At 67.8% G+C, this 21,537-nt stretch carries 25 protein-coding genes; 14 read left to right on the forward strand and 11 right to left on the reverse strand.

The features are described from left to right. The first annotated feature begins 23 nt into the window (after nt 1–23). From DV709_RS07790 to DV709_RS07810, 5 genes are read left to right on the forward strand one after another with little or no spacing between them, the layout of a single operon-like run. The gene (locus DV709_RS07790; RefSeq protein ID WP_198665664.1) at nt 24–644 is read left to right on the forward strand and encodes a DUF7504 family protein; all 621 of its coding nucleotides are present in this window, start codon (nt 24–26) and stop codon (nt 642–644) included. 40 nt (nt 645–684) lie between these two features. After that, nucleotides 685–1,023, forward strand: a complete 339-nt coding sequence (locus tag DV709_RS07795; RefSeq protein ID WP_117593377.1) for a DUF7855 family protein — start codon at nt 685–687, stop codon at nt 1,021–1,023. Then, nucleotides 1,020–1,859, forward strand: coding sequence for a DUF7856 family protein (locus DV709_RS07800; protein ID WP_117593379.1), 840 nt, complete (start codon nt 1,020–1,022; stop codon nt 1,857–1,859). The genes DV709_RS07795 and DV709_RS07800 overlap by 4 nt, the downstream gene beginning before the upstream one ends. Nucleotides 1,860–1,884: 25 nt before the next feature. Continuing rightward, a complete protein-coding gene (locus tag DV709_RS07805) occupies nt 1,885–2,667 on the forward strand; it encodes a DUF7857 domain-containing protein (protein WP_117593381.1) in 783 nt (260 codons plus the stop codon). Continuing rightward, nucleotides 2,664–3,356: a MinD/ParA family ATP-binding protein gene (locus DV709_RS07810; RefSeq protein ID WP_117593383.1), complete on the forward strand. Its 693-nt coding sequence runs from the start codon at nt 2,664–2,666 to the stop codon at nt 3,354–3,356. The genes DV709_RS07805 and DV709_RS07810 overlap by 4 nt, the downstream gene beginning before the upstream one ends. 21 nt (nt 3,357–3,377) lie before the next feature. On the opposite strand, the gene DV709_RS07815 is transcribed toward DV709_RS07810, so the two are convergent. Then, on the reverse strand, nt 3,378–4,241 hold the full coding sequence (locus DV709_RS07815; protein ID WP_117593385.1) for a transcription initiation factor IIB: 864 nt from the start codon (nt 4,239–4,241) through the stop codon (nt 3,378–3,380). Nucleotides 4,242–4,410: 169 nt separating this feature from the next. Here DV709_RS07815 and DV709_RS07820 point away from each other — a divergent pair, with 169 nt between their 5' ends. Then, nucleotides 4,411–4,926, forward strand: coding sequence for a DUF7858 family protein (locus tag DV709_RS07820; protein ID WP_117593387.1), 516 nt, complete (start codon nt 4,411–4,413; stop codon nt 4,924–4,926). A 4-nt stretch (nt 4,927–4,930) separates the two neighbouring features. On the opposite strand, the gene DV709_RS07825 is transcribed toward DV709_RS07820, so the two are convergent. From DV709_RS07825 to DV709_RS07840, 4 genes are all read right to left on the reverse strand, one after another. Further along, nucleotides 4,931–5,689: a MinD/ParA family ATP-binding protein gene (locus DV709_RS07825; protein WP_117593389.1), complete on the reverse strand. Its 759-nt coding sequence runs from the start codon at nt 5,687–5,689 to the stop codon at nt 4,931–4,933. 94 nt (nt 5,690–5,783) lie between these two features. Then, on the reverse strand, nt 5,784–6,203 hold the full coding sequence (locus DV709_RS07830) for an HIT family protein (protein ID WP_117593391.1): 420 nt from the start codon (nt 6,201–6,203) through the stop codon (nt 5,784–5,786). Between the two features lie 69 nt (nt 6,204–6,272). Next, entirely contained in the window at nt 6,273–6,890 is a 618-nt protein-coding gene (locus DV709_RS07835; protein WP_117593393.1) for a uracil-DNA glycosylase, read from the reverse strand. Between the two features lie 67 nt (nt 6,891–6,957). Then, nucleotides 6,958–7,167 carry a hypothetical protein gene (locus DV709_RS07840; protein WP_117593395.1) on the reverse strand — a complete coding sequence of 70 codons (210 nt, stop codon included), beginning with the start codon at nt 7,165–7,167 and terminating at the stop codon, nt 6,958–6,960. Between the two features lie 121 nt (nt 7,168–7,288). Between DV709_RS07840 and DV709_RS07845 the strand changes: the two genes are divergently transcribed. Next, nucleotides 7,289–7,543: a hypothetical protein gene (locus tag DV709_RS07845; RefSeq protein WP_117593397.1), complete on the forward strand. Its 255-nt coding sequence runs from the start codon at nt 7,289–7,291 to the stop codon at nt 7,541–7,543. Nucleotides 7,544–7,552: 9 nt separating this feature from the next. Here the strand turns inward: DV709_RS07845 and prs are convergent, their stop codons facing one another. Continuing rightward, nucleotides 7,553–8,404 carry a ribose-phosphate diphosphokinase gene (gene prs / locus DV709_RS07850; protein ID WP_117593399.1) on the reverse strand — a complete coding sequence of 284 codons (852 nt, stop codon included), beginning with the start codon at nt 8,402–8,404 and terminating at the stop codon, nt 7,553–7,555. A 75-nt stretch (nt 8,405–8,479) separates the two neighbouring features. Continuing rightward, on the reverse strand, nt 8,480–9,298 hold the full coding sequence (locus DV709_RS07855; RefSeq protein WP_117593401.1) for an HVO_0234 family beta-propeller protein: 819 nt from the start codon (nt 9,296–9,298) through the stop codon (nt 8,480–8,482). A 182-nt stretch (nt 9,299–9,480) separates the two neighbouring features. Between DV709_RS07855 and DV709_RS17695 the strand changes: the two genes are divergently transcribed. Beyond that, nucleotides 9,481–9,633 (forward strand): hypothetical protein, encoded by a 153-nt coding sequence (locus DV709_RS17695; RefSeq protein WP_157972685.1) that lies wholly within the window; start codon nt 9,481–9,483, stop codon nt 9,631–9,633. Between the two features lie 12 nt (nt 9,634–9,645). On the opposite strand, the gene DV709_RS07860 is transcribed toward DV709_RS17695, so the two are convergent. Further along, on the reverse strand, nt 9,646–10,002 hold the full coding sequence (locus DV709_RS07860) for a hypothetical protein (protein WP_117593403.1): 357 nt from the start codon (nt 10,000–10,002) through the stop codon (nt 9,646–9,648). A gap of 203 nt (nt 10,003–10,205) precedes the next feature. On the opposite strand from DV709_RS07860, the gene DV709_RS07865 reads away from it, so the two are divergent. The 3 genes from DV709_RS07865 (at nt 10,206) to DV709_RS07875 (ending at nt 13,741) form a co-directional block, all read left to right on the forward strand. After that, nucleotides 10,206–11,330, forward strand: coding sequence for a tRNA (guanine(26)-N(2))-dimethyltransferase (locus DV709_RS07865; RefSeq protein WP_117593405.1), 1,125 nt, complete (start codon nt 10,206–10,208; stop codon nt 11,328–11,330). Nucleotides 11,331–11,559: 229 nt separating this feature from the next. Next, the gene (locus tag DV709_RS07870; RefSeq protein ID WP_232819707.1) at nt 11,560–12,792 is read left to right on the forward strand and encodes a YihY/virulence factor BrkB family protein; all 1,233 of its coding nucleotides are present in this window, start codon (nt 11,560–11,562) and stop codon (nt 12,790–12,792) included. 25 nt (nt 12,793–12,817) lie between these two features. Further along, nucleotides 12,818–13,741, forward strand: coding sequence for a phosphatase PAP2 family protein (locus DV709_RS07875; protein WP_117593409.1), 924 nt, complete (start codon nt 12,818–12,820; stop codon nt 13,739–13,741). Between the two features lie 9 nt (nt 13,742–13,750). On the opposite strand, the gene glnA is transcribed toward DV709_RS07875, so the two are convergent. Continuing rightward, nucleotides 13,751–15,121 carry a type I glutamate--ammonia ligase gene (gene glnA, locus DV709_RS07880; RefSeq protein ID WP_117593411.1) on the reverse strand — a complete coding sequence of 457 codons (1,371 nt, stop codon included), beginning with the start codon at nt 15,119–15,121 and terminating at the stop codon, nt 13,751–13,753. Between the two features lie 126 nt (nt 15,122–15,247). Between glnA and lrp the strand changes: the two genes are divergently transcribed. Next, the gene (gene lrp, locus DV709_RS07885) at nt 15,248–15,706 is read left to right on the forward strand and encodes an HTH-type transcriptional regulator Lrp (RefSeq protein ID WP_117593413.1); all 459 of its coding nucleotides are present in this window, start codon (nt 15,248–15,250) and stop codon (nt 15,704–15,706) included. Between the two features lie 137 nt (nt 15,707–15,843). Next, nucleotides 15,844–16,275: a hypothetical protein gene (locus DV709_RS07890; RefSeq protein ID WP_117593415.1), complete on the forward strand. Its 432-nt coding sequence runs from the start codon at nt 15,844–15,846 to the stop codon at nt 16,273–16,275. A gap of 250 nt (nt 16,276–16,525) precedes the next feature. Here the strand turns inward: DV709_RS07890 and DV709_RS07895 are convergent, their stop codons facing one another. Next, nucleotides 16,526–17,611: an aminopeptidase gene (locus tag DV709_RS07895; RefSeq protein ID WP_117593417.1), complete on the reverse strand. Its 1,086-nt coding sequence runs from the start codon at nt 17,609–17,611 to the stop codon at nt 16,526–16,528. Nucleotides 17,612–17,957: 346 nt separating this feature from the next. Here DV709_RS07895 and DV709_RS07900 point away from each other — a divergent pair, with 346 nt between their 5' ends. Further along, a complete protein-coding gene (locus DV709_RS07900; RefSeq protein ID WP_117593419.1) occupies nt 17,958–18,983 on the forward strand; it encodes a threonine aldolase family protein in 1,026 nt (341 codons plus the stop codon). A 51-nt stretch (nt 18,984–19,034) separates the two neighbouring features. Here DV709_RS07900 and DV709_RS07905 read toward each other — a convergent pair whose 3' ends face one another. Next, nucleotides 19,035–21,449, reverse strand: a complete 2,415-nt coding sequence (locus DV709_RS07905) for a GAF domain-containing protein (RefSeq protein WP_157972686.1) — start codon at nt 21,447–21,449, stop codon at nt 19,035–19,037. Nucleotides 21,450–21,537 lie beyond the last annotated feature (88 nt).

Raw genomic sequence — 21,537 nt, forward strand, 5'->3', positions numbered from 1 at the left:
CAACGTGAGGGAGACACTCAGTCGTGACAAGTGAGGAGACAGCCGTGGAGAGCGTGTTCGACGGAGCGTCGAGCGTGCTCCTCCTGTCCCCGTCGCTCGACGAAGGCGAGAGCGACGCGTGTATCGAGTTGCTGCACCCCGACGACGCCGACAAGAACGCGCTGTGGGTGTCGTACACCAAGTCTCCGGACGCGCAACTGCGCCGGTGGCGAACCCACAGCGAGCATCCGCCGGCGAACGTCGGCGTCGTCAGCGTCGGCGATTCGACGCGCTCCGTTGGCGCGCCTGCCACGGCGGGAGCGGACGAAAAGCAACTCGACACGGGTGTCAAAACCGTCGCCAACCCCAACGACCTCACGGGGCTCGGCATTAGTATCACCGAACAGCTGAGTCGCTGGCGGGACAACGGCAACCGGACCGTCGTCTGCGTCGACTCGCTGACGGCGATGCTACAGTACGTCGAACTCCAGACGGCCTACGAGTTCCTCCACGTCCTCACCGGCCGGCTGTACGCCGTCGACGCCGTCGCACACTTCCACATGGACCCCGGCGCGCACGACGAACAGACCGTCGAGACCATCGCCTCGCTCTGTGACGCCGTCGTCGAACTCCGCGACGACGGGCGACGCGTCAGGTGTCGATAACTCCGAAGATTTTAATTTTAGAACGGTTACAGCTGTATTCGTGCTGCTGGTCGTCACGTACTCACAGGCCGCGCGAGCGACGCTCCGGAACGTCTGCCAAAGCCACGAGGCGACCGTCGTCAGGCGGTTCGGCCGCGCGGCGCTGTTCGAAGCGACCGAGTTGGGCGCGTTTCTCGCCCTCCGGTTGCGAGCGAAACACGGCGGTGACGTGCAACTGTCGCGGACCGAGCCGTTCAACGAGTTCGCCGAAGTGGAAGCGGATATACGCGAGGCCGCGACGGCGTACGAAGCCCGCGACTCGCCGAGCACGCCGTACACGAAGTTCGCGGCGGGAACCGACTATCCGAACCCCGAACGGATGCGCGGCCGAGAGCTGTGAGCGTCGTGACGGTCCGCGTCGGCGCGAGGACGTACAGCGGTCGAGCCATCGACCTCAGAACGGAGAACGTCGCGCCCACGGCCGTCTACGAAGCCGCTACGGGGGATACGAACGGCCGCGTCGTCGTAGAGAGCCCGGAACCGGGCGAGGGGTACGAGACGCTGTGGTGCATCCGCGAAGAGCCGACGAGTTCGGTCGTACGCTCGCTGGAGGCGGCGGCGCGGTCGCGCGGACAGACCGCACCCGAAGACGACGAACGGGCGAGTGTCGAAGCGACGCTCGCGGAACTCGACGTACCGACGGTCGAGACGACTGCGGCTCGTCGCCGCGTCGCCAGCGTGGGTGCGGACGAGGAGCGGCTTCGAGAACGCGTCGCGGAACTGCGGGGCAGACTGCAGGCCCGTCGTGAGGCGGGCGAGAGCGTCGACGGCGTCCGGCAGACGCTCTCGGAGGCGGCCGGGCGACTCGCCGAAGTCGAGACGGAGCGAATCGCCGCCGAACAGGCGCTCGAACGCGCCGAGCGCGAGGCCGCCGCCGCGCGAGACGCCCGCGAACGGCGACTCCGACTCGAAGACCGCGCCGCAAACCTCGCACGTGCGGCCCGTCGCCGCCTCGCCGGAGGAGTGTACGACGAGTTCGCGTCGGCGTTGCGGTCGCTGCCCGGCGAAGCCGACCCGGGCGCGACACCGGCGGAGTTCCGCGGCGACCCCGTAATCGCCCGACTCGCCGCCGTTCGCGTCGCCGACCTCGGCGCGCCCGTCGTCCTGTGTGCCGACCGGTTCGACGACGCTGACGCGGCCGCAGAGGCCCTCGACACCTCCGTCGTCCGAGTTTAAATACGGTCACGCGGCAGACCGGGGTATGGAGCTCTCTTGGAGCGTCGACCACGCCGATGGCATCTCGTTCGTGACCGTCCGAGTGACCAACGACGCGCGTGTCGACCAGCGTATCCGCGTCGAGAACCGACTCGCCGGACCGGTGTTGCCGCCGCGACGTGCCGGCGTGCCGGAGGCCGGATGGGACGACAGCGGGTACGAGACGGTCGTCCCCGCCACGGAGTCCGCTTCCGTCGGCTACGCCTGCCCGGCAGACGCCGACGAACCGCCGGTCGAACTCGTCGAAGCGGGTCGTGTAGACGGACCCGAGCGTCGAGACGCGACGCCGACGGCCGAAGAGGCTCTGCGACGGTGTGGCGTCGCACGTCCGCCGCGCGAAGCAGTCACGGTTCCCGAACCGAACGACGGGAGCGGCGACGAGCACCGGGTCGACGGGCATCGGGTCGACGAGCGCCGAGTCGACGAGCACGGAACCGACGGACGTGAACGGAGAGGTCCGGAACGGGACGCTGGCCGCGACGGAGCGGAGCGTCGGGCGACTCCGGCCGAAGTTCCCGAACCGGTCGACGTGTGGTTCGACGGAGTTCGGGCGCGCATCGGACGGGCCGAGACGCTCACCGGCGCGTCCGTGGCGGAAGCGACGACGACGCTCGAAACGCTCGGCGGCCTCGGGGCCGCGGAGCGACTGCCCGCGCGACTCGAACGCGACGCCGCGGCGTTGCGCGCGATTGCGACGAACGCCGAGCGACTTGCCGACAGGGTCGAGTCGACGGACGTTCCGGTCGAAGCGCTCGGGAGGTTGGCGTGATTCTCGCCGTCGTCGGCGGAAAGGGCGGCGTCGGCAAGTCGACGGTCGCGTACAACCTGACCGCAGCCCTCGACGAAGGTGGCGAGCGGAGACGGAGTCTCGTCGTCGACGCCGACCTCGGGATGGCCGACCTCCCGTCGAAGCGGGGCCCCGACCTCCACGACGTGCTGGCGGGACGCGCCGACCCGCTCGAAGCGGTTCGAGGTGGACCGGTCGACGTACTCGCGTGCGGGCGGTCGCTGGCCGGCGCGCGGGCGGCGGACCTCGCGTCGCTGTCGGCGGCGCTGGAACCGGTCGAACGCGAGTACGGAACCGTCGTTCTGGACTGTCCGGCGGGGATGCGCGCCGACGTGGGAGTGCCGCTGGCGCTGGCGGACGCGTGCGTCGTCGTCGCCTCGCCGAAACCGTTCGCGCTCGCCGACGCGGTTCGGAGCAGAGCGCTCGCCCGCGAACTCGGTTCGGGCCTCGCCGGCGTCGTGTTGAACCGCGTCGTCGACGCCGCGCCCGAACGGGCCGTCGGCCGAGCGTTGGGCGCGCCCGTCGCAACCGTCCGCGCGGACCCGCGAGTCGGCGAATCCGTCGAGAGCGAGCGCCCCGTCGTCGCCGCCGCACCGGAGAGCGAGGCGGCGGGGGCGTTCCGGCAGGTCGCGGGCGCGGTTCGCGCCTGTAACCGGTCCTGTAGGCGGTGAGGTCGAGAGAAAAAGGCTCGGTCAGTCGCGCAGGTCGTAGTAGGTGCTCCGGAGCGTGACGGGCGTGACGCCCGCGACGTCGGCCGCCTCCTGTTGTGTCACCTGCGCGTCGAATTTCCGGGCGGCCGTGTAGAGACAGGCGGCGGCGACGCCGCCGGGATTTCGACCCGCCGCGAGACCGCTATCGTGGCTCTCGGCGGCGAGTTCGCGGGCGCGGCGCTCCACCGCCGAGTCGAGGTCGAGCTCGCTCGCGAACCGGGGGACGTACTCCGCGGGCGAGATGGGGCCGACCGGAAGCCCGAGGTCGCGGTTGAGGGCGTCGTACGCCGCGCCGTGTTCGTTCTCCGTCGCGCGGGCGACGTCGAGCACTTCGTCGACGGTCCGCGAGACGCCGGCGACGCGGCAGGCGGCGTAGACGCACGCCGAGGAGAACCCCTCCAGCGAGCGTCCGCGAAGCAGGTTCTCGTTCTGCGCGGAGCGAAACAGCGAACAGGCGTGGTCGCGGACGCGGTCCGGTAGCGACAGCGCGCCGGTCACTCGCCGGATTTCGGTGAACGCGTACACCTGATTGCGCTCGCGCTTCGAGGAGATGCGCGCGCGGTTGTGCTGTCGACGCATCCGCGTCAGACGGCGACGCTTACGGCCTTTGACTCGGGTCGACCGGCCGATTTCGGTAGTGAGGCCGCGGTCGTGTCGCGAACGCGTCAGCGGCGCGCCGGTCCGCTCGGGGTTCGTCTCGTCGTCGGCGAACGACCGCCACTCGGGGCCGTGGTCGATGTGGTCGGCGGCGACGACGAGGCCGCAGTTCGCGCACACGGTCTCGCTGCTATCCTTCCGCAGTCGGCCGTCGCATTCGGGGCAACCGGTCGCTTGTGTCTTGCTCATACTCGAAACTCGGTCCCGATGGAGTATTTAAACACGGGAGAAATCGGCGGGAATCGGAGTGTGACGGCTCGAAGAGCGTATCGGTCACCGATACGCTCTCGTTCTGTTTTATTGAATACTCTCCTACGTCGATAACTTTTAGTGTGGAGGGGAAGCACCTGCCGCCAGAATGGGACTGGCTGACATCGCCGCGGGCATCGAGGTGACCGCCGAGCAGGACGCGCGGGGCGTCCCCACCGTCGACGACACCGGCGTCGACCTCCGAGAGCGGTTCGACGCGCACGCCGAGGCGCTCCCGTGCGACCCCGACGCGGCCGCAACGGTGTTCGACGCGTACGCGGGCGGCGCGAGCGTTGGCGAGAGCGCACACGAGGCGGGCGTCGCGCCGATGACCGCCGCGAAGACGCTACACCGCTGCGGCGTGTCAGGCGTGACGCCGCTGAGTCCGACGGCACGGGAGATTCTCCGGGACTGGCTCGACGGCGAACTCCCCCGGACGGAGGCGCGGACGCTCACCGGAGCGTCGAAGACGGAGTTCGCGCTCGCGGCGTACGTCGAGACGCACGACCCGGTCGAGGAGTTGGCCGACGCGACGGCGGGCGAACTGACGCCCGGCACGAACGCGACGGTGGCGAAGCGGGACGCGCTGGCGGAGACGATGAGCGACGCGAGCGAGTTCTTCTGAGTCGTTACTTCGTCAACCGCCGCAGCGACGACGGGAGATAGCCGTCGACGCCGGCGAGAACGCTCTGCTCTTCGAATTCGAGGTCGAGTTCGGTCGCGACGACCACCTCCGCGGCGTGAGCGACCGTCGGCGCGAACTCCCCGGAGGCGTCGAGCGACGCCGGGAACGACGCGTCGGTGGCGGGGACGAACGCGTCGGCCGCCTCGAACCGCCCGCGAGTGGCGATGGTCGCGTGGCTCTCGATACCGAGGTCGGCGAGTCTGTCGCGGATGCGACGGTTCGCCTCCGCGCCGCGGTCGGTCGCGGGTGTAACGGTGACGACCCGTTGGGCAGCGTCAGCGGCCGCGATAGACTGGTTGGCGGCGACCGGCGGCACGTCGAGGAGGACGTGGTCGAAGGCGTCGGCGGCCTCGGTGACGCGCGTCTCGAATCGACGAGCGGCCTCGGCAGTCTTCGCGCGGGCGAAGCGCTCGAACGGCGCGCTGGCGGGGACGCAGGCGACGCGTCCGGCGACGGCGTCGGGGAGCGGCACGTCGACGAGTCCGGCCTCTAACGGCGTCTCCGGTTCGACCAAGAGCGTCGTCATGTCGGTGTCGAGTCGGCCGTCGAGGTAGTCAGCGAGTCCCTGCGTCGCGAACGCGGCGTCGAGTATGGTGACGTCGCGGCCGTCGTTTGCGAGCGTCGCCGCCAGTTCGAGCGTCGTCCGCGTCGTCCCCGCGCCGCCGGTCGCCCCGACGAGCGCAGCGGAGACCGTGTCAGACATACGCCGAGTTGGTGCCGCCATCCGGCTAAAAATCTACGGTTCTCTGGACAGTTCGACTCGGAAGCGAGTTTCGCCGCGAGACGGCGCGACCGACTCACCCGGCGATGTCGTCGGCGATGGCGTCGAGTTCCTCGTCCGAGAGCTCGGGTCGCTCGCCCGCGACGGCGTGAATCGGGCCGCCGCCGTCGCCCTCGAAGCGCGGCACGAGGTGGACGTGAACGTGCGGTACCTCCTGTCCGGCGGCGCTGCCGTCGTTGACGCCGACGGTGACCGCGTCGGCGTCGACGGCCGACTCGACGCGCGGGGTGAGTTCGTGGACCGCCGCGAACAGGTCGGCGGCTTCGTCGTCGGAGAGGTCGTCGAGTCGCTCGGCGTGGTCCTTGGGGACGACGAGCGTGTGCCCCGCTGCGAGGGGGTTGGCGTCGAGGAACGCCAGTACCGTGTCTGTCTCGTAGACGGTGCGTCCGGGAATCTCGCCCGCGACGATTTTGCAGAAGATACAGTCGTCGGCCATAGTGTGAGCGTCTCTCGCCGTCGGCAAGAAAGTTCGGACGGAGGCGAGACGGGTCGCCTCGGCGGCGGCTCAGGGCAGGTGCTCGGCGACTGCGTCGCGGTACGCCTCCGCCGTGTAGCCCAACCGCGAGAGCCACACCTCCTGATACGACGGGTGCAGGAGCGGCAGCACCCTGACGTCCAGCGCCTCCGAGTCGAACGGCTCCAACACCCGGTCGAGGAAGCCGTCGAGACGTTCGTCGTCGAACGCGAGAAGAGTCGCCGTCGCGTGTCTCCCGGTCGTGACCACGAGGTCGGGCGACACCGCTTCGAGTTCGGTTTCGAGGTGGACGCGGCAGTTGCGGCGCTCCTCGGGCGTCGGTTCGCGGTTCGACCCGTCTTCGCCCTCGGGGAAGCAGTTCACGGCGTTCGTGTAGTACGTCCGGTCGGCGTAGCCGAGCGACTCGAACAGCGACCGAACGCGACGGCCGGAGTGTTTGGAGGTGTAGGCGAACCCGGTGTGGTTGCCGCCCTTCCAGGTGTCGGCGTCGGGGTCGCCCGCCCCGGGCGCTTCGCCGACCACGACCACGTCGGCGTCGGCGGGTCCGTTCCCCCACGAGATGCAGGTGCGCGACTCGACGAGGGCGGGACAGCGCGCGCAACCAGGTTCGAGTACGTTCTTCTCTGATTCGTCCGGATGGGTCGGCATGACGCTAACGTGGAGTTGTCTGCGGGTCGGCCGAACGGCGAATCCGGCGTGGTCGCCGTCGTCCCGTTCAGCGGCCTCGGTGGCGGTCTTCTATCTCTCGCGCCTGTTCGTCGATTTTCGAGAGTTCGCGTACGACCTCGTCGTCGCGTCCTCCGTGGGCGGTCCGAACCGACAGGTCCAGCGGCGACGGGACGAACCGGGGGTCCTCGTCTTCGCCGGAGTCGTCGTCTCCGCGTCCGACGAGAGCGAGAAACACCTCCCAGAGACTGCGAGCCATACCACCAGTTCACGGTCGGCAGTTGATAAGCGTTCGCGCCGGACCGACCGGCCGAAACCCGCTTCGCTCCCACCCCTCGGGAGCGAAAGAGTGAGGTGGAAGAGGGGCGGAGAGGAGGGAGATGCTCGAATCACTCCTCGAACTGCTGCCGGAGTTCTTCTCGGTGTTGTTCTTCGCCAGCGGCGCTGCCGCCCTCTCGACGCTCGGCGTCTACATCGAGCGGCTCGCGCTCGAAACGATGGCCACCGGCGACACCGTACTGGCGCTGTGGCTCGCCGTTATCGGACTGATGGCGTTCTACTTCGGTCCGTATCTGATGGGACTCACCGAAGCGCTTCCGCGCGGGAGACGGCTGCTCGCTCGTCTGACCGAGTAGCTCCCGAGCTCAGAGCGCGTCGGCGACGACTGGCGCCACGCTGACGGCGCTCACGTCTCGTTCGACCGTGTCGGTTCCGTACACTGCTTCGATTCCCGCGGCGGCGAGCTTCGTCCGCGCGTTCCCCGTGAGCACCGGGTGGACGCAGGTAGCGAAGACGTCGTTCGCCCCCCGGTCGGCGAGCGCGCCGACCGCTTCGCTCATCGTCGACCCGGTGGCGATGATGTCGTCGACGACCACTACGTCCCGGTTTTCGACGGAGGCGTCGCTCGGTCGGACGCTCACCTCGCCGGTGTCGTAGTCGCGCGTCTTCTCGAAGTAGTCGGTGTCGCCCGCGCCGTAGACGTCGCGGACGCGTTCGGCGAGTTCCTGAGCGCTCTCGTCCGGACCGAGAAACAGCGGCTCGTCGAGGTCGTCGGGGAGGGGGTCGGCGAGCAGCGACGAGGCGTCGACCGACTCGCACGGAACCTCGAAGAAGTCGGCGACGCTCTCCTCGTGCGGGGTCACGAGCACGACCCGGTCGGTGCCGGAGCTGATGGCGCGAGCGACGGCGCGAGCGGAGACCGGCTGTCCGGGTTTGAACGCGCTGTCCTGACGGCTGTACCCCATGTACGGGACGACCGTAACGATCTCCGCCGCGCCGGCCTCCCGCGCGGCGTCCTGCAGCTGCAGCAGTTCGAGGTGCGCGTCCGACGAGGTGGTCGCGCAGACGACGACGGCGCGGTTGTCGTCGAACGTCGGAACCGAGGCGAGCAGTTCGCCGTCGGGGAAGCGGTCGTACTCCGCGACGGCCAACGACTCGCCCGTCTCGGCGGCGAGTGCGGCCGACAGCGCCTGCGAGGTGGAACCGGACAGTATCATAGGTGCGTCTCCTCGTCCCGGCCTAAACCCGTTTTCGTTACCGCCGCGCGGTGGGACGGTCTCTCGGTGATCCGCTCACTCCTCGACGAACCGGTGGGCGACGCCCGCGATGCCGTCGAGGCCGAGCGCCTGCGAGCGCCAGCCGTCGCCCGCGTCCAGCAGTAGCGTTCCCGACTCGGTGACGGCGTACGTCGCCGGGCCGTGGGTCACGCCGACGATCCGTTCGTCGACCGGCGCGTCGACGGCCTCCCACTCGTTCTCCTCCGTGCGCGAGAAGACGCGACCGTCGCCGACGGCGTGAGCGCGCCGACCGTCGCTGGCGACGACGCGGAACGACCCCGAGAGCGCGTCCATCCAGCCGTTTCCGAGCGCGTAGAGGCCGGACCCGGTCGCCGCCAGCGGGACGCCCGCCGCCGACACGTCGCGCGCGTCGTCGAGTCCGACGTGCGAGAGGCCTCCGTCGTCGGCGCGGTGGACGCCGTCGGCGGCCGCGACGAGCGCGCCGTCTATCGCTCGCGGGTTGTCGACCTCTCCCGCGGCGGTCCACGAGTCCGGGTCGGTCGCCGCGGCGACGGAGCAGCGCGCGACGCGGCCGGATCCGTCGGCGGCGAGCAGCGTATCGCCGTCGAATCCGACGGCGACGGCCGAACCGAACCCTACCTCCTCGAACCCCTCGCCGCGGCCGTCGTCGAGGAGTGTCGCCTCGTCGGTGGCGACGGCGATTCGCCCGCCCTCGCCGGCGACGTCGAGCGCCGTACATCGGCGTTCGACGCCGAACCCACCGATTCTGTCGTCGGAGACGTCGACGGCGACGACGCCGAGCGCCGCGGCGACGAACAGCTCCGTCTTGCCGCTCTTGTCGGCGTAGACCCGCTTCTCGTCGATGGTTGACATACGTCCGTAGTCGACGCCGGTGTGCGAAAACGTTCCGTCTTCGAACTCCCCACGCGGACAAAGTGTAAACCGTATGATTGAAGCGACGAGAGAACGTCAGCAGTCTGAGAGTAGATAGAGAGGAATCGAATCCGCGCGAGGCCGCATCGCGCCGACACCCCCCGACAACACACATACCAGCCGTGTCACAGAAAGTACTGCTCATCTGTCAACACTGCGACCGGGCGCTGCCCGGCGAGAAACGCGACGACGGGACGCTCCGACCGTACGGAGTGAGAGACTGTCCCGACTGCCAGCGAGCCGACTTCGAGGTCAGAGGGTTCGAGAACTCCTGACCGGGAGGTCGCTCAGAGGAACTCGCGGACGTCGGAGTACCACATGTCGTGGTGGTCGACGAGTTCCAGCGCGTCGGCGATGTCGACGGCGAGCGCGTGCCAACACCGCTGGTCGGGGTCGTCCGGGTCGAGGTTGTACGAACTGTCCTTGCAGGTGCAGCTTCCCTCCTCGACGACGTACTCCTCGGCGTAGCCGACGACGACGGTGAAGTCCCGGTAGCGCTTGACGCGGCGCTCGGAGACGGCTTCGATGGCCTGTGTCGCGCGCGTCCCGTGCGCGGAGACGAGCGTCTCGACTACCGGCCCGGTGAGCTTTCCGGCCTCGGTAAGTGCGGCCTGCCAGTCGTCGTCGCCGTCGCCGTCGTTCACGACGCCGGATTCTCGGGGGCCCCACAAAACGCGTTCGGTGCGGGCGGCGGCAGGGTAGGGCAGCGGCGGGGCAGGGCGGCGGCGGGACGGGGCGGGGCAGGGCGGCGGCAGGGCGGCGGCGGGACGGGGCGGGGCAGCGACCGAACCCGAGCGAAGCGAAACCGGACCGCGCCACTTTTCGCCGCCGCCGGGCGACTCCGAGTATGCAGATACGCGAAGGCGGCGTCGACATCGAGGTCGCCGACTCCCGCGACGGAGCCAGCGAGGGCGCGGGCGACGGGGTGTTCTTCAACCCGACACAGGAACTGAACCGCGACGTGACGATAGCGGCGCTACGCGCGTACGAGGAGCGAGAGCCGCGCGCGGAGACGTACCTCGACGCGATGACGGCCAGCGGGATTCGGGCGGTCCGCGCCGCCGCCGACGGCTGGCGCGTCACCGGCGCGGACATCGATTCCGAGGCGGTCGAACTCGCGCGGTCGAACCTCGAACGCAACGGATTGGAGGGAGAGATACTCGAACAGAACGTCAACGCGCTGCTGTACGGGGACCGAGAGGTGTACGACGTGGTCGACGTCGACCCGTTCGGGACGCCCATCCCCTTCGCCGACGCGGCGCTGTCGAACGCGCGGAACATGGTCTGCGTCACCGCCACCGACACCGCGCCGCTGTGCGGAGCGCACCAGAACAGCGGGATTCGGAAGTACTCGACGCTCCCGCAGAACACCGACTTCCACGCCGAGATGGGCCTTCGCGTCCTCCTGTCGGCGCTGATTCGGACCGCCGCTCGCTACGACGTCGCCGCGAAGCCGATTCTCTCGCACGTGTCGAGACACTACGCGCGGACGTACCTCGAACTTGACCACCGCGCGACCAGCGCCGACGCGCTCGTCGAGCAGTTGGGCTACGTCCACAGCTGCGAGGACTGTCTCAGCCGAACCCACGAGTTCGGCCTGTTGTCGCATCCGCCGGAGGAGTGCCCCGCTTGCGGGAGCAACCGTCTGCTCTCTGCGGGACCGATATGGCTCGGTCAGACCGCAGAGAGCGACTTCGCCCGCTCGGTTCGCTCGCATCTCGACGACGGGATGGGAACGAAGAAGCGCGCGTCGCGGATGCTGTCGACCATCGCCGAGGAGATAGACCGGCCGACCCACTACGACCAGCACCGCCTCTGCAAGCAGTGGAACCGCTCGGCGAACGCGATGGACGAGTTCCTCTCGGACCTCCGCGAGGCGGGCTTCGAGGCGTCGAAGGCGCACTACAGCGGCACCGCGTTCAAGACGGACGCGAGCGTCGCCGAGATGCGCGAGGCGACGCGGCCGGAGTGAACCGACTCGGGGTGTCGGAGCGGGCGACGACGCCGACTCCGATACGCTGACGCTCCGGTGCGCTGACGCTCCGGTGCGCTGACGCTCCGGTGCGCTGGCGCGCTACCGTAACAACGCTCCGGTGCGCTCGCTGTGGCTGATAGTGTCCATCGATTACTTGTAGATTGTTACCGAACGTTGCCACGTGTCATCGGCATCTCTCAACACGTCTTCCGGTTACCTCGGTACCGTGCGGGCCGTCGTAACGGAGGTGCAGGAGCGCGAAGTGACGTTTCTGGCGGCGAGCATCTCCTACTACGCGTTCGTCTCGCTGATACCGCTGTTGGTGCTCGCGGTCGTCCTCGCGGGGCTCGTCGGCGGCGAAGCGCTGCGAGGCGAAGTCATGACGCTGGCCGAGCAGTATCTCGTCCCGTCGGCGCAGGACGCGGTTCTCAGCGCGATGACCGACCAGGCGGCTCAAGGCGGCCTCGGCGTCGTGAGTCTCCTCCTCACGACGTGGGGGGCGCTCAAGCTGTTTCGCGGCGTCGACACCGCGTTCTCGCGGGTGTACGGCTCCGAGACCGGCGGCATCGCCGACCAGGTGAAGGACGGCCTCATCGTCCTCGGTGCCATCGGCGCGGGCGTCGTCGGCGTCATCGCCGTCAGCGCGGTTATCGCCCTGCTGCCGATTCCGTACATCGGCCTCATCGGGCCGGTCATGCTGCTCTTGACGCTCTGTGCGGCGTTCTTCCCGCTGTACTACGTCTTTCCGGACGTGGGCGTCACCCCCCGAGAGGTGCTCCCGGGAACGGTGTTCGCCGCCGTCGGGTGGTCGGTTCTCGGCGCGGTGTTCGGCATCTACGCCGCCGCCTCCAGCGGCGTCGGCGGACTGCTCGGCGGTATCTTGCTGCTTCTCACGTGGTTCTACTTCGGCGGCACCATCATCCTCGTCGGCGCGGTGGTGAATGCCGTTCTCTCGAACCGTCTCACGGACCGGCAGGTACAACAGGAAGGGGCCCGACAGGAGAAACCAAGCGACATGTCCGAGGAGGAGGCACGACGAGAGACGGAAGCGCGACGAGACGAGGACGTAGAACCGAGCGGCGCGCCCGACATCGCCGAACTGTCGCGCCAAGTCGAGGAGCTACAGGCGGAACTCGACGCCTTCGAGTCGGACGTGAACGAGCGGACAGTCGACAAGCCGAAACTCGAAGCGGAACTGAAACGCTACGTTCGCGGACGGATGCGACGCGGGAAAGCCCGCGGATGGGGGCCGTACCTCGTGCTCCTCTACGGGACGGTGCTGACGCTCGGCGCGTTCTACTACCTCGGCGAAGCGCCGCTCGTCGCCGTGCTGGCGATGCTCATCATCTTCCTGTCGACGCTCGGCCTCTACGTCGTCTTCGTCGTCGTCGGCGTCGGCCTCAACGCCCTCGGCGTCCCGAGTCGAGCAGCCGACTGGGTCCGCAAGCGACGCTCCTAAGCGAATCGAACCGCAACAACGACCGATGCGTGGACTGGGATTCACTGAGACGCTCTCGAACCTCCCGGAGCCGTTCGTCGCCGCGTTCGCGCTCGTCACCCAACTCGGCGACGTGTGGTTTCTCTTTGCGACGCTCGGGCTTCTGTACTTGCTCGCCGGCGAGCGTATCGCCCGCCACCCGCGTCGGACCGGGGCGCTCCTGGTCGCGCTCTCGGTCGGTGCGCTGGCGACGACGCTCGCGCTCAAGGCGGCGTTCGGGTTTTCGAGGCCCCCCGACGCCGGGACGGCGTCGATTCCGCCGTGGTTACCGCCGATGCTGGAGACGGTGTATCTCAACGCCGCGACCGGTGACGGGCTCGGCTTTCCGAGCGGCCACGCCATCGGGACGACCGTGGCCTACGGCGGCGCAGCGGCGGTGCTCGACGTGTGGAACCGACGGAAGCGGACGCTCGTCGCGGGGACGCTGGTCGGCCTCGTCTGCCTCGCGAGGCTCGTCCTCGGAGTCCACTATCTCGTGGACGTCGTCGCCGGCGTCGCCGTCGGTCTCGCCTATCTCGCAGTGGCGCTCCGAGTCGCCGACGGCGACCCCGCCCGCGCGTTCGGCGTCGCCGCAGTCGCGGCCGCGGCGGGACTCGCCGTAGTGGTGTTCCGCGGAGTCCCTTCCGAACTCGGTCCGATGGCGACGGCGCTGGGTGCGGGCATCGCCGGCGGGGTCGTGTGGCAGCGCCTCGACGCCTCGCAGCTGTCGAACCCCGTCTCGGTGCCCGTCGCCGTCGTGGGTATCGCGCTGTCGGGTCTGCCGTGGGTGAGCGCGTATCTCGTCGAACCGGGGCCGGTCGTCTCGCTCGTCGCAGGGGCGACGGGGCTCTCGATTCTCGTCGCGCTGCCGGCGCTGTCGGGGCGTCTCGGCGGCGAAAAGAGCGGCGGGGAAACGTCTCGGGCGGCCTGAGCCGGCCGTTCAGAACGTCTCGAGGTAGCGCTCGACTTCCCAGTCGGAGACGTCGACGCGGTACTCGTCGTACTCCTGCGTCTTCGCTTCGATGAACTTCTCGCAAATATGTTCGCCGAGCGCTTCCTGAACGTCTTCGTCCGCTTCGAGCGCGGCCACGGCTTCGCCGAGGTTGCCCGGAAGCGTCTCGATACCGTACTCCTCGCGCTTCTGCTCGTCGAACTCGTAGATGTTGTCTCTCACCGGGTCGGGCGCTTCGAGTTCCTGCTCGATGCCGTCGAGACCCGCGTGAATCATCACGGCGAGCGCAAGGTAGGGGTTGCACGACGGGTCGGGCGAGCGGAGTTCGATGCGGGAGGCGGCCGGGACGCGCGCGGCCGGTTTGCGGATGAGCGCCGAGCGGTTGCGGTCGGACCAGGCGACGTAGACGGGGGCCTCGTAGCCGGGGACGAGACGCTTGTAGCTGTTGACCGTCGGGTTGCAGATGGCGGTGATGGCGGGCGCGTGTTCGAGGATACCCTGGAGGAACTGCTTCGCGGTCTCCGAGAGGTCGAACTCGTCGTCGTCGTCGTGGAAGGCGTTCTCGCCGTCTTCGAACAGCGAGATGTGGGTGTGCATCCCCGAGCCGTTGATCTTCGCGATGGGCTTGGGCATGAACGTCGCGTGCAGGTCGTGTTCGGCCGCGATGGCGCGAACGACCGTGCGGAACGTCCCGACGTTGTCGGCCGTGGTCAGCGCGTCGTCGTAGGTGAAGTTGATCTCGTGCTGGCCCTCGGCGACCTCGTGGTGGCTGGCTTCGATCTCGAAGCCCATCGATTCGAGGCCGTAGATGATGTCGCGGCGGACGTCTGAGGCGAGGTCTTTCGGCGCGAGGTCGAAGTAACCGCCGGCGTCGTTGGTCTTTCTCGTCGCGCGGCCCTCCTCGTCCTCCTCGAAGAGGAAGAACTCGGGTTCGGGCGCGGCGTTGATGTCGTATCCCATCTCCTCGGCGCGGGCGATCGCCTGCTTGAGGACGTAACGGGGGTCACCCTCGAACGGTTCGCCCGTCGAGGTGTCGATGACGTCGCAGATGAGGCGGGCCGACGCGCCGCCCTCCGTCTTCCTCCACGGGAGAATCGCAAAGGTTTCGGGGTCCGGCTTGAGGCGCATGTCGGACTCCTGGATGCGGACGAACCCTTCGATGCTCGAACCGTCGAAGTAGATGCCTTCGGTGAACGCCTTCTCGGCCTGCGTGGCCGGAACGGCGACGTTTTTGACCGTACCGAGAATATCGGTGAACTGGAGGCGGAGGAAGTCGACGTTTTCCGACTCGATCTCGTCGATGACTGCCTGCGCTTCAGTGCTCAACCCCCCGTCTGGAGATGCGTTTTCGTCCGTCATGTTTCTGGACAGTCTATGCGTGCACACCCAGTATAAAGACGTTGTCGCTTACCGCAAAACACCCGCCAACGTTCTAGAATTGGATATTCGTTAAATTCTAATGCCCCCAGTGTGTGCGTGGGTGTAATGACGTACGAAAACCTCGATGCAAAACTCATCAATGCACTGCTTGGCGACGGACGCGCGAGCCTTCGTAGTCTCGCCGAAGAACTCGACGTGTCGGTCACGACCATCTCGAACCACCTCCGCGACCTGGAGGCGGAAGGCGTCGTCGAAGGCTACACGCCCATCGTCAACTACGACGCGCTCGGCTACGACGTGACGGCCGTCATCCAGTTGAAAGTCGAAGGCAGTGCGCTCCCCGACATCACCGAGCGACTGCAGGAGCAGAAGCAGATGATATCGGTGTACGAGGTGACGGGCGACTACGACGTCATCGCCATCGGCAAGTTCACGGACACCGACGGCATGAACCGGCAGATCAAGGAGTTGCTCACCGACGCGGACATCCGCGAGTCGAACACGAGCGTCGTGCTCAACGCCGTCGTCGAGAACCAGCAGTTCGAACTCGACGTCGAAGAGTAGGCGGAGTTCGACTCGTTCTCGGCGTTCATCCGGCCGCGAGCGACGGCTTTGCGGCATTCCGGCTCTACGACGCTTCGGCTCTGGCCGGCAGGACTTCCCAGAGAAAGCTTATCGTGCATTGACCAGTCTGGTACGCTATGCGTCTGGATAGACTCTCGATAGCTCTCGCGGCCGTGAGCGGGTTGATGTCTCTCATCGCTCTCGTTTACGGTCTCTACACTCTCTCGACTATTCCTGCCGACCCGCCGGGCGACGGCTTCGCACACGGACTCGCAGAAGGGTTCGCAATTGGTGCGACGTTCGTCGGTGTTCTCACTGCACTCTCCGTCACAAATCTGCTTCGTGAACGACGTCAGACGATGGACCGCCGTCGGCGAGTTCTTCTGTGGGTCGGCTGTGTGTTCTGTACCGTCGGTACGGTCGCGTTCGTCGGGTCGCTTCTCGTCCCGGCGGTCGGCAGTTTCACTGTCGTTCTCTCTAGTGCTGGAGTCGTTTTTGTCGGATGGGCAGTCTCGATGCTCACCGAGTACACACTGTGGGCAGAGCGTCACGACCCGGACGTAGTGTAGCGACGACCGTCCGAACACCGAAGAGAAAAGGAGGTGCGAGCGCGCAGGCTGTTTACTCGAAGTCTTCCTCGAATACGAACGTCACAGTTCCACCTTTTGCTCGCTCACTCGCGTTCGCTCGCAAAAGCTGGACCAAAAGCCGCCAACTCCTCTACTCGAAGTCCTCTTCGAATACGAACGTCCCAGTTCCACCTTTTGCTCGCTCACTCGCGTTCGCCCGCAAAAGCTGGACCAAAAGCCGCTAACTCCTCTACTCGAAGTCCTCTTCGAATACGAACGTGCCGTTGCGCTGCACGACTTCGCCGTCGAGTTCGATGGTCGAGTTCTCGCTCATGTCGACGATCATGTCGACGTGTTCGGCGGACTCGTTGACCTCGTTCTCCTCGCCGACGCACTCGGCGTAGGCGCTGCCGACGGCCATGTGGACGGTGTCGCCCATCTTCTCGTCGAACAGCATGTTGTAGGTGAACTGGTCGATGGCGCGGTTCATCCCGATGCCGAGTTCGCCGAGGTAGCGAGAGCCCTCGTCGGTGTCGAGGATGCTCGTGAGTAGCTCTTCGTTGCGTTCGGCGCTGTGAGAGACGACCTTTCCGTTCTCGAACGTCAGGCGCGCGCCCTCGATTTCGCGGCCGTAGCGGTACAGCGGCAGGTCGAAGTAGACGTCGCCCTCGACGCTGTCCTTGACCGGCGCGGTGAACACCTCGCCGCCGGGGAGGTTCGCCTCGCCGTAGTCGTTGATGGTCTCGTTGCCCGCGAGGCTCATCGTCACGTCCGTCTCCTCGCCCGAGGTGATGCGCACCTCGTCGGCGTCGTTCATCAGGTCGACCATCTGCTGTTGGAACTCGCGCTGGGCGTCCCAGTCGAGCGTGACGGCGTCCCAGACGAAGTTCTCGTAGCCCTCGGTGCTCATCCCCGCGAGCTGGGCGTGACCCGTCGTCGGGTACTGGGTGAGACACCACGTCTTCGAGAGGCGCTCGTGGAGGATTTCTTGCTCTGCGCGGCGGAACGCGGCGTTCGTCTCGGGGGCCACGTCGGCTTTCTCGGAGACGTTACCGCCGCTTCGGGCGACGATGTACACGTCCATCTCCTCGTAGAGCGCGAGCTTGTGCGCCGGGGTGTCGAACTCGTCCTCGCGCGCGCGGAGGAACGCCCGCTCGGCGCGGTCGGAGTTGTTCAGGAAGATGGGGTTCGCGCCGCGGTCGCCGATGAGTTCGTGCAGCGCGACGGCGAGGTCCTCGGCCTCGCTCGGCACGTGGACGACGACGTTGTCGCCCGCTTCGATATCCGTCGAGTGGTCGACGATGGTCTGTGCGTGTTCGCGGATACGCGGGTCCATGACACGGGGTTCTTGCGGTGAGTGGATACGGTTTTCGAAGTTGTCGTCTGGATTTCGTGATTTCGCGGCGTGGGCGGCGAGTCGGTGAGTGACCGCTGACCCGAGAACTGGGACAGAGAGCGGAGCTGCCGGTGAAGAGGAGGTGTGTTTCTGCTGCCGGGCGCGCCGAGAGACCGCACCACAGCCTCCCCATCCGATTCGCTCACTTCGTTCGCTCATCCCTCGCGCGCGACCCGTCGCCACGGAGGGCGACTGAGCCGCGCGCCATCGTATTCGCTTCACGGCCGTCTGCCCCTCCGTTTCCGCCACCACCGACTATTTCTCGCTGCGCCGGTATCGCCGTTGTATGATAGACCTCCGGAGCGACACCGTCACGATGCCGAGCGACGAGATGCGCGAGGCCGCCCGCGACGCCGACGTCGGCGACGACGTCTACCGCGACGACCCGACCGTCAACGAGCTCGAACGCCGCGCGGCCGACCTCGTCGGCAAAGAGGCCGCGCTGTACGTCCCCTCGGGGACGATGGGCAACCAGATCGCCATCAGAGTCCACACCGACCGCGGTCAAGAGATCCTCTGCGACGAAGAGGCCCACGTCGTCAAGTGGGAACTCGGCGGCATCGCCCAGCTCTCGCAGCTCCAAGTTCGAACCATCGACTGCGGCGACCGGTGCGTCCCGACGCCCGAACAGGTCCGAGAGCGCTACGTCGAGGAGGACCTCCACCGACCCGGCACGGGTCTCCTGTCGCTCGAAAACACGCACAACAGTCGCGGCGGCGTCGCCGTCCCCAAAGAACACGTCGACGCCGCGGCGAGGGCGGCTCACGACCTCGGCGTCCCGGTCCACCTCGACGGCGCGCGCGTGTTCAACGCCGCCGTCGCCCTCGACGAAGACCCCGAATCCCTGGTCGAGAACGTCGACAGCGTGATGTTCTGTCTCTCGAAGGGGCTCGGCGCGCCCGTCGGCTCGATTCTCGCCGGCGACGAGGAGTTCGTCGACCGCGCCCGACGGACCAGAAAACTGCTCGGCGGCGGGATGCGTCAGGCGGGTATCATCGCCGCGCCCGGCCTCCTCGCGCTCAACAACGTCGACCGACTCGCCGAGGACCACGAGAACGCCCGGACGCTCGCGGCCGGACTGGACGCCATCGACGGCCTCCGCGCGCCGACGCCCGACTCGAACATCGTCGTCGTCGACGTCGCCGGCGCGGGGCTGACCGCCGACGAGTTCGTCGACGCCTGCGTCGACGAGGGCGTCGCCTGCGGGGCGTTCGGCGAGACGACCGTCCGACTCTGTACGAACTGGGACGTCTCCGCGGCCGACGTCGAGGAGGCGCTCGACCGCATTCCCGTGGCCGTCGAGTCGGCGTAGACGGGGTGCGGACGCCGGACGAGCGCGGTGCTCCGAACGAATCAGTACCGCCTACTCGCCGCGCGGACCGCTGTTCGTTCCGAGCGTCGGAAACGCCTCCTCCGAGAGGTCCGCGCCGGATTCGCCGGACTGGTCGTCCGCTTCGTGGGTGACGAAGTGGAAACAGGCACCGCCCTCGGGGCTGTCGCAGACGGTCACCGACCAGTCGTGCGCCTCCGCGATAGTGCGGACGATGTGGAGACCGACGCCGATGCCGTCGCCGCCGGTCGAGAAACCCCGGTCGAAGACGCGTTCGCGGTCCGCCTCGTCGACGCCGGGTCCGTCGTCGGCGACGAAGAAGCCGTCGTCGACCGGACCGACCGAGACGGAGACCGCGTCGCCGCCGTGTTCGACGGCGTTGCGAAAGAGGTTTTCGAACAGTTCGCGCAGTCGGCTCTCGTCGGCGTCGACGGCTATCGGCCCATCGGAGTGAAGCGTCGCGTTCGAGGTGTCGACGCCGCCCCACGCCCGCATCGCGATATCGGCGGCGTCCAGCGGCGTCCGCTCTTCGACGGTTCGGCCCGCCCGCGCCAGCGACAGCAGGTCGTCGATGAGGTCGTCCATCCGGCCGAGCGAGCGTTCGACGGCGTCGAGCGACTCCTCGGCGCCGGTCTCGCGCGCGATAGAGAGGTGGCCGACGGCGACCGACAGGGGGTTTCGGAGGTCGTGCGAGACGATGTGTGCGAACTCCTCTAACTGTTCGTTCTGCCTGGCGAGGCGCTTCTCGCGGCGGGTTCGCTCGGTGATGTCGGTGTAGATAGCGAAGCCCGCGACGTTCGTCTCGCCGATGGCCAGCGGGACCACGTGGAGGAGGAACTCCCGCGGACCGTCGGCGGTGAGTCGTCGGCACTCGCGGCGGAGGCTCTCGCCGTCCTGTAGCTGCCGGTTGAGCCGCGAGGCGGAACTCGGGTCGGTCCCGTCGACGCCCTCCCCGACGATGTACTCGTCGACGTTCTCGCCGACGATACTGTCGGCGTCGTAGCCGAATATCTCCTCGAACGCCGAGTTGACGCGCCGGACGATGGGTTCGCCGTCGACGAACTCGTAGGCGACGGCGGCGTCGGGGACGTTCTCGAACAGCGCGCTGAGTCGGTCGCGCTCGGCGGTGAGTTCGCGTTCGCGCGCGCGGAGCGTCCGCTCGGAGCGAATCCGGGAACGGGTCGTCCGGACGTACGAGACCAGAATCTCGGCGAACTCCAGGTCGCGCTCGTCGAAGGCGGCGGGTGTCGCCGAGAACGCCTGAAACACGCCCGCGTCGCCGATGGGGGTGCTGAGCACCGCGTGGTAGTTGTTGCTCACCGGTTGGGATTTGGCGTCGGTCTGGGCGTCGTCCACCAGGTACGAGCGGCTCTCGCGAAGCGTCCACCCGGAGAGGCCGTGGTCGACCGGAATCGTCTGTATCTCCCACTCGTGGTCGGTGTCGGACTCCGCGCGTATGCGGAACTCCCCGTCTTCGACCATCCGGATGTAGCAGGAGTCGAACGAGAGGACGTTCTCGGCCGTCTCGATGGCCCGTCGGTACAGTTCGTCTTCGTCCGTGCAGCCGACGAGGTCCGTCGTCGCCTCGTGGAGACGGGCGATTTCCTCGCGGCGCCGTCGCAGTGCCTCCTCCGAGCGGATACGCGACAGCGTCTCCGTCGCGTACGTCACCAGCAACTCGGCGAGGTGGAGGTCCGTCTCGTCGAACGCGTCGGGCTGCGTCGAGATCGCCTGGAAGACGGCGTCGTCGCCGAGCGCGACGCTGAGACCCGACTGGTAGGCGACGTCCGAGGGTTCGGCCACCGGATGCGCGTGCAAATCGTCGATGACGAGCGACTCGCCGGTTCGGTACGTCCGTCCGGCGACGCCGCGCGACACCGGCAGTTCGTCGACGTGCGCCGAGGAGGGACAGATCGCCTCCGGAACGACCCACTCGTCGCCGTCTGCGACGTCCTGGCGGTCGGCCGTCGGGTCGTCGGTGACGACGCCGACGTAACAGGTGTCGAACGCGAGCACCCGAGAGGCGATGTCGATCGTCGACTCGTACAGTTCGGCGGCGCTTCGAGCGCCGATGAGCGTCGCCGCGCCCCCGTGCAGTTTGGCGATTCGACGGCGGTTCGCGCTGTCGTTTCGACGCGTCGCCCACCGAATCTGCGCCGGCAGCACCGACGGGGTCTCGGCGGGCGCGAACGCGTCGTACCGCTGCGGACTGTCCACCGCGGTCGGCGAACCGTGCGTACAGAGAACCGTCGGAATCTCGCGCGCGGCACCCGAGAGCGAGAACGTGTCGGTGAGAACGAGGCAGTCGACGCCCGCGAGGTTCTCGTCCACGGCGTCGAAGCCGCACCGCCGGACCGAAACCGTCTCCTCGGCGTCGAGAACGGCGTCGACGTTCTCGGCGGGGGCGTCCGCGACGAGAAGCACCTTGACCGACGATTTGGTTGGCATGAGAGAGAGTATTACTCAGATTAGTGTTTCAGCCCCAACATAACGATTCCGGAGCCAATCGGACGGCGAGAAAATCCAGATTCACGGA

Source organism: Haloprofundus halophilus (assembly GCF_003439925.1).
GTDB classification, from domain to species: domain Archaea; phylum Halobacteriota; class Halobacteria; order Halobacteriales; family Haloferacaceae; genus Haloprofundus; species Haloprofundus halophilus.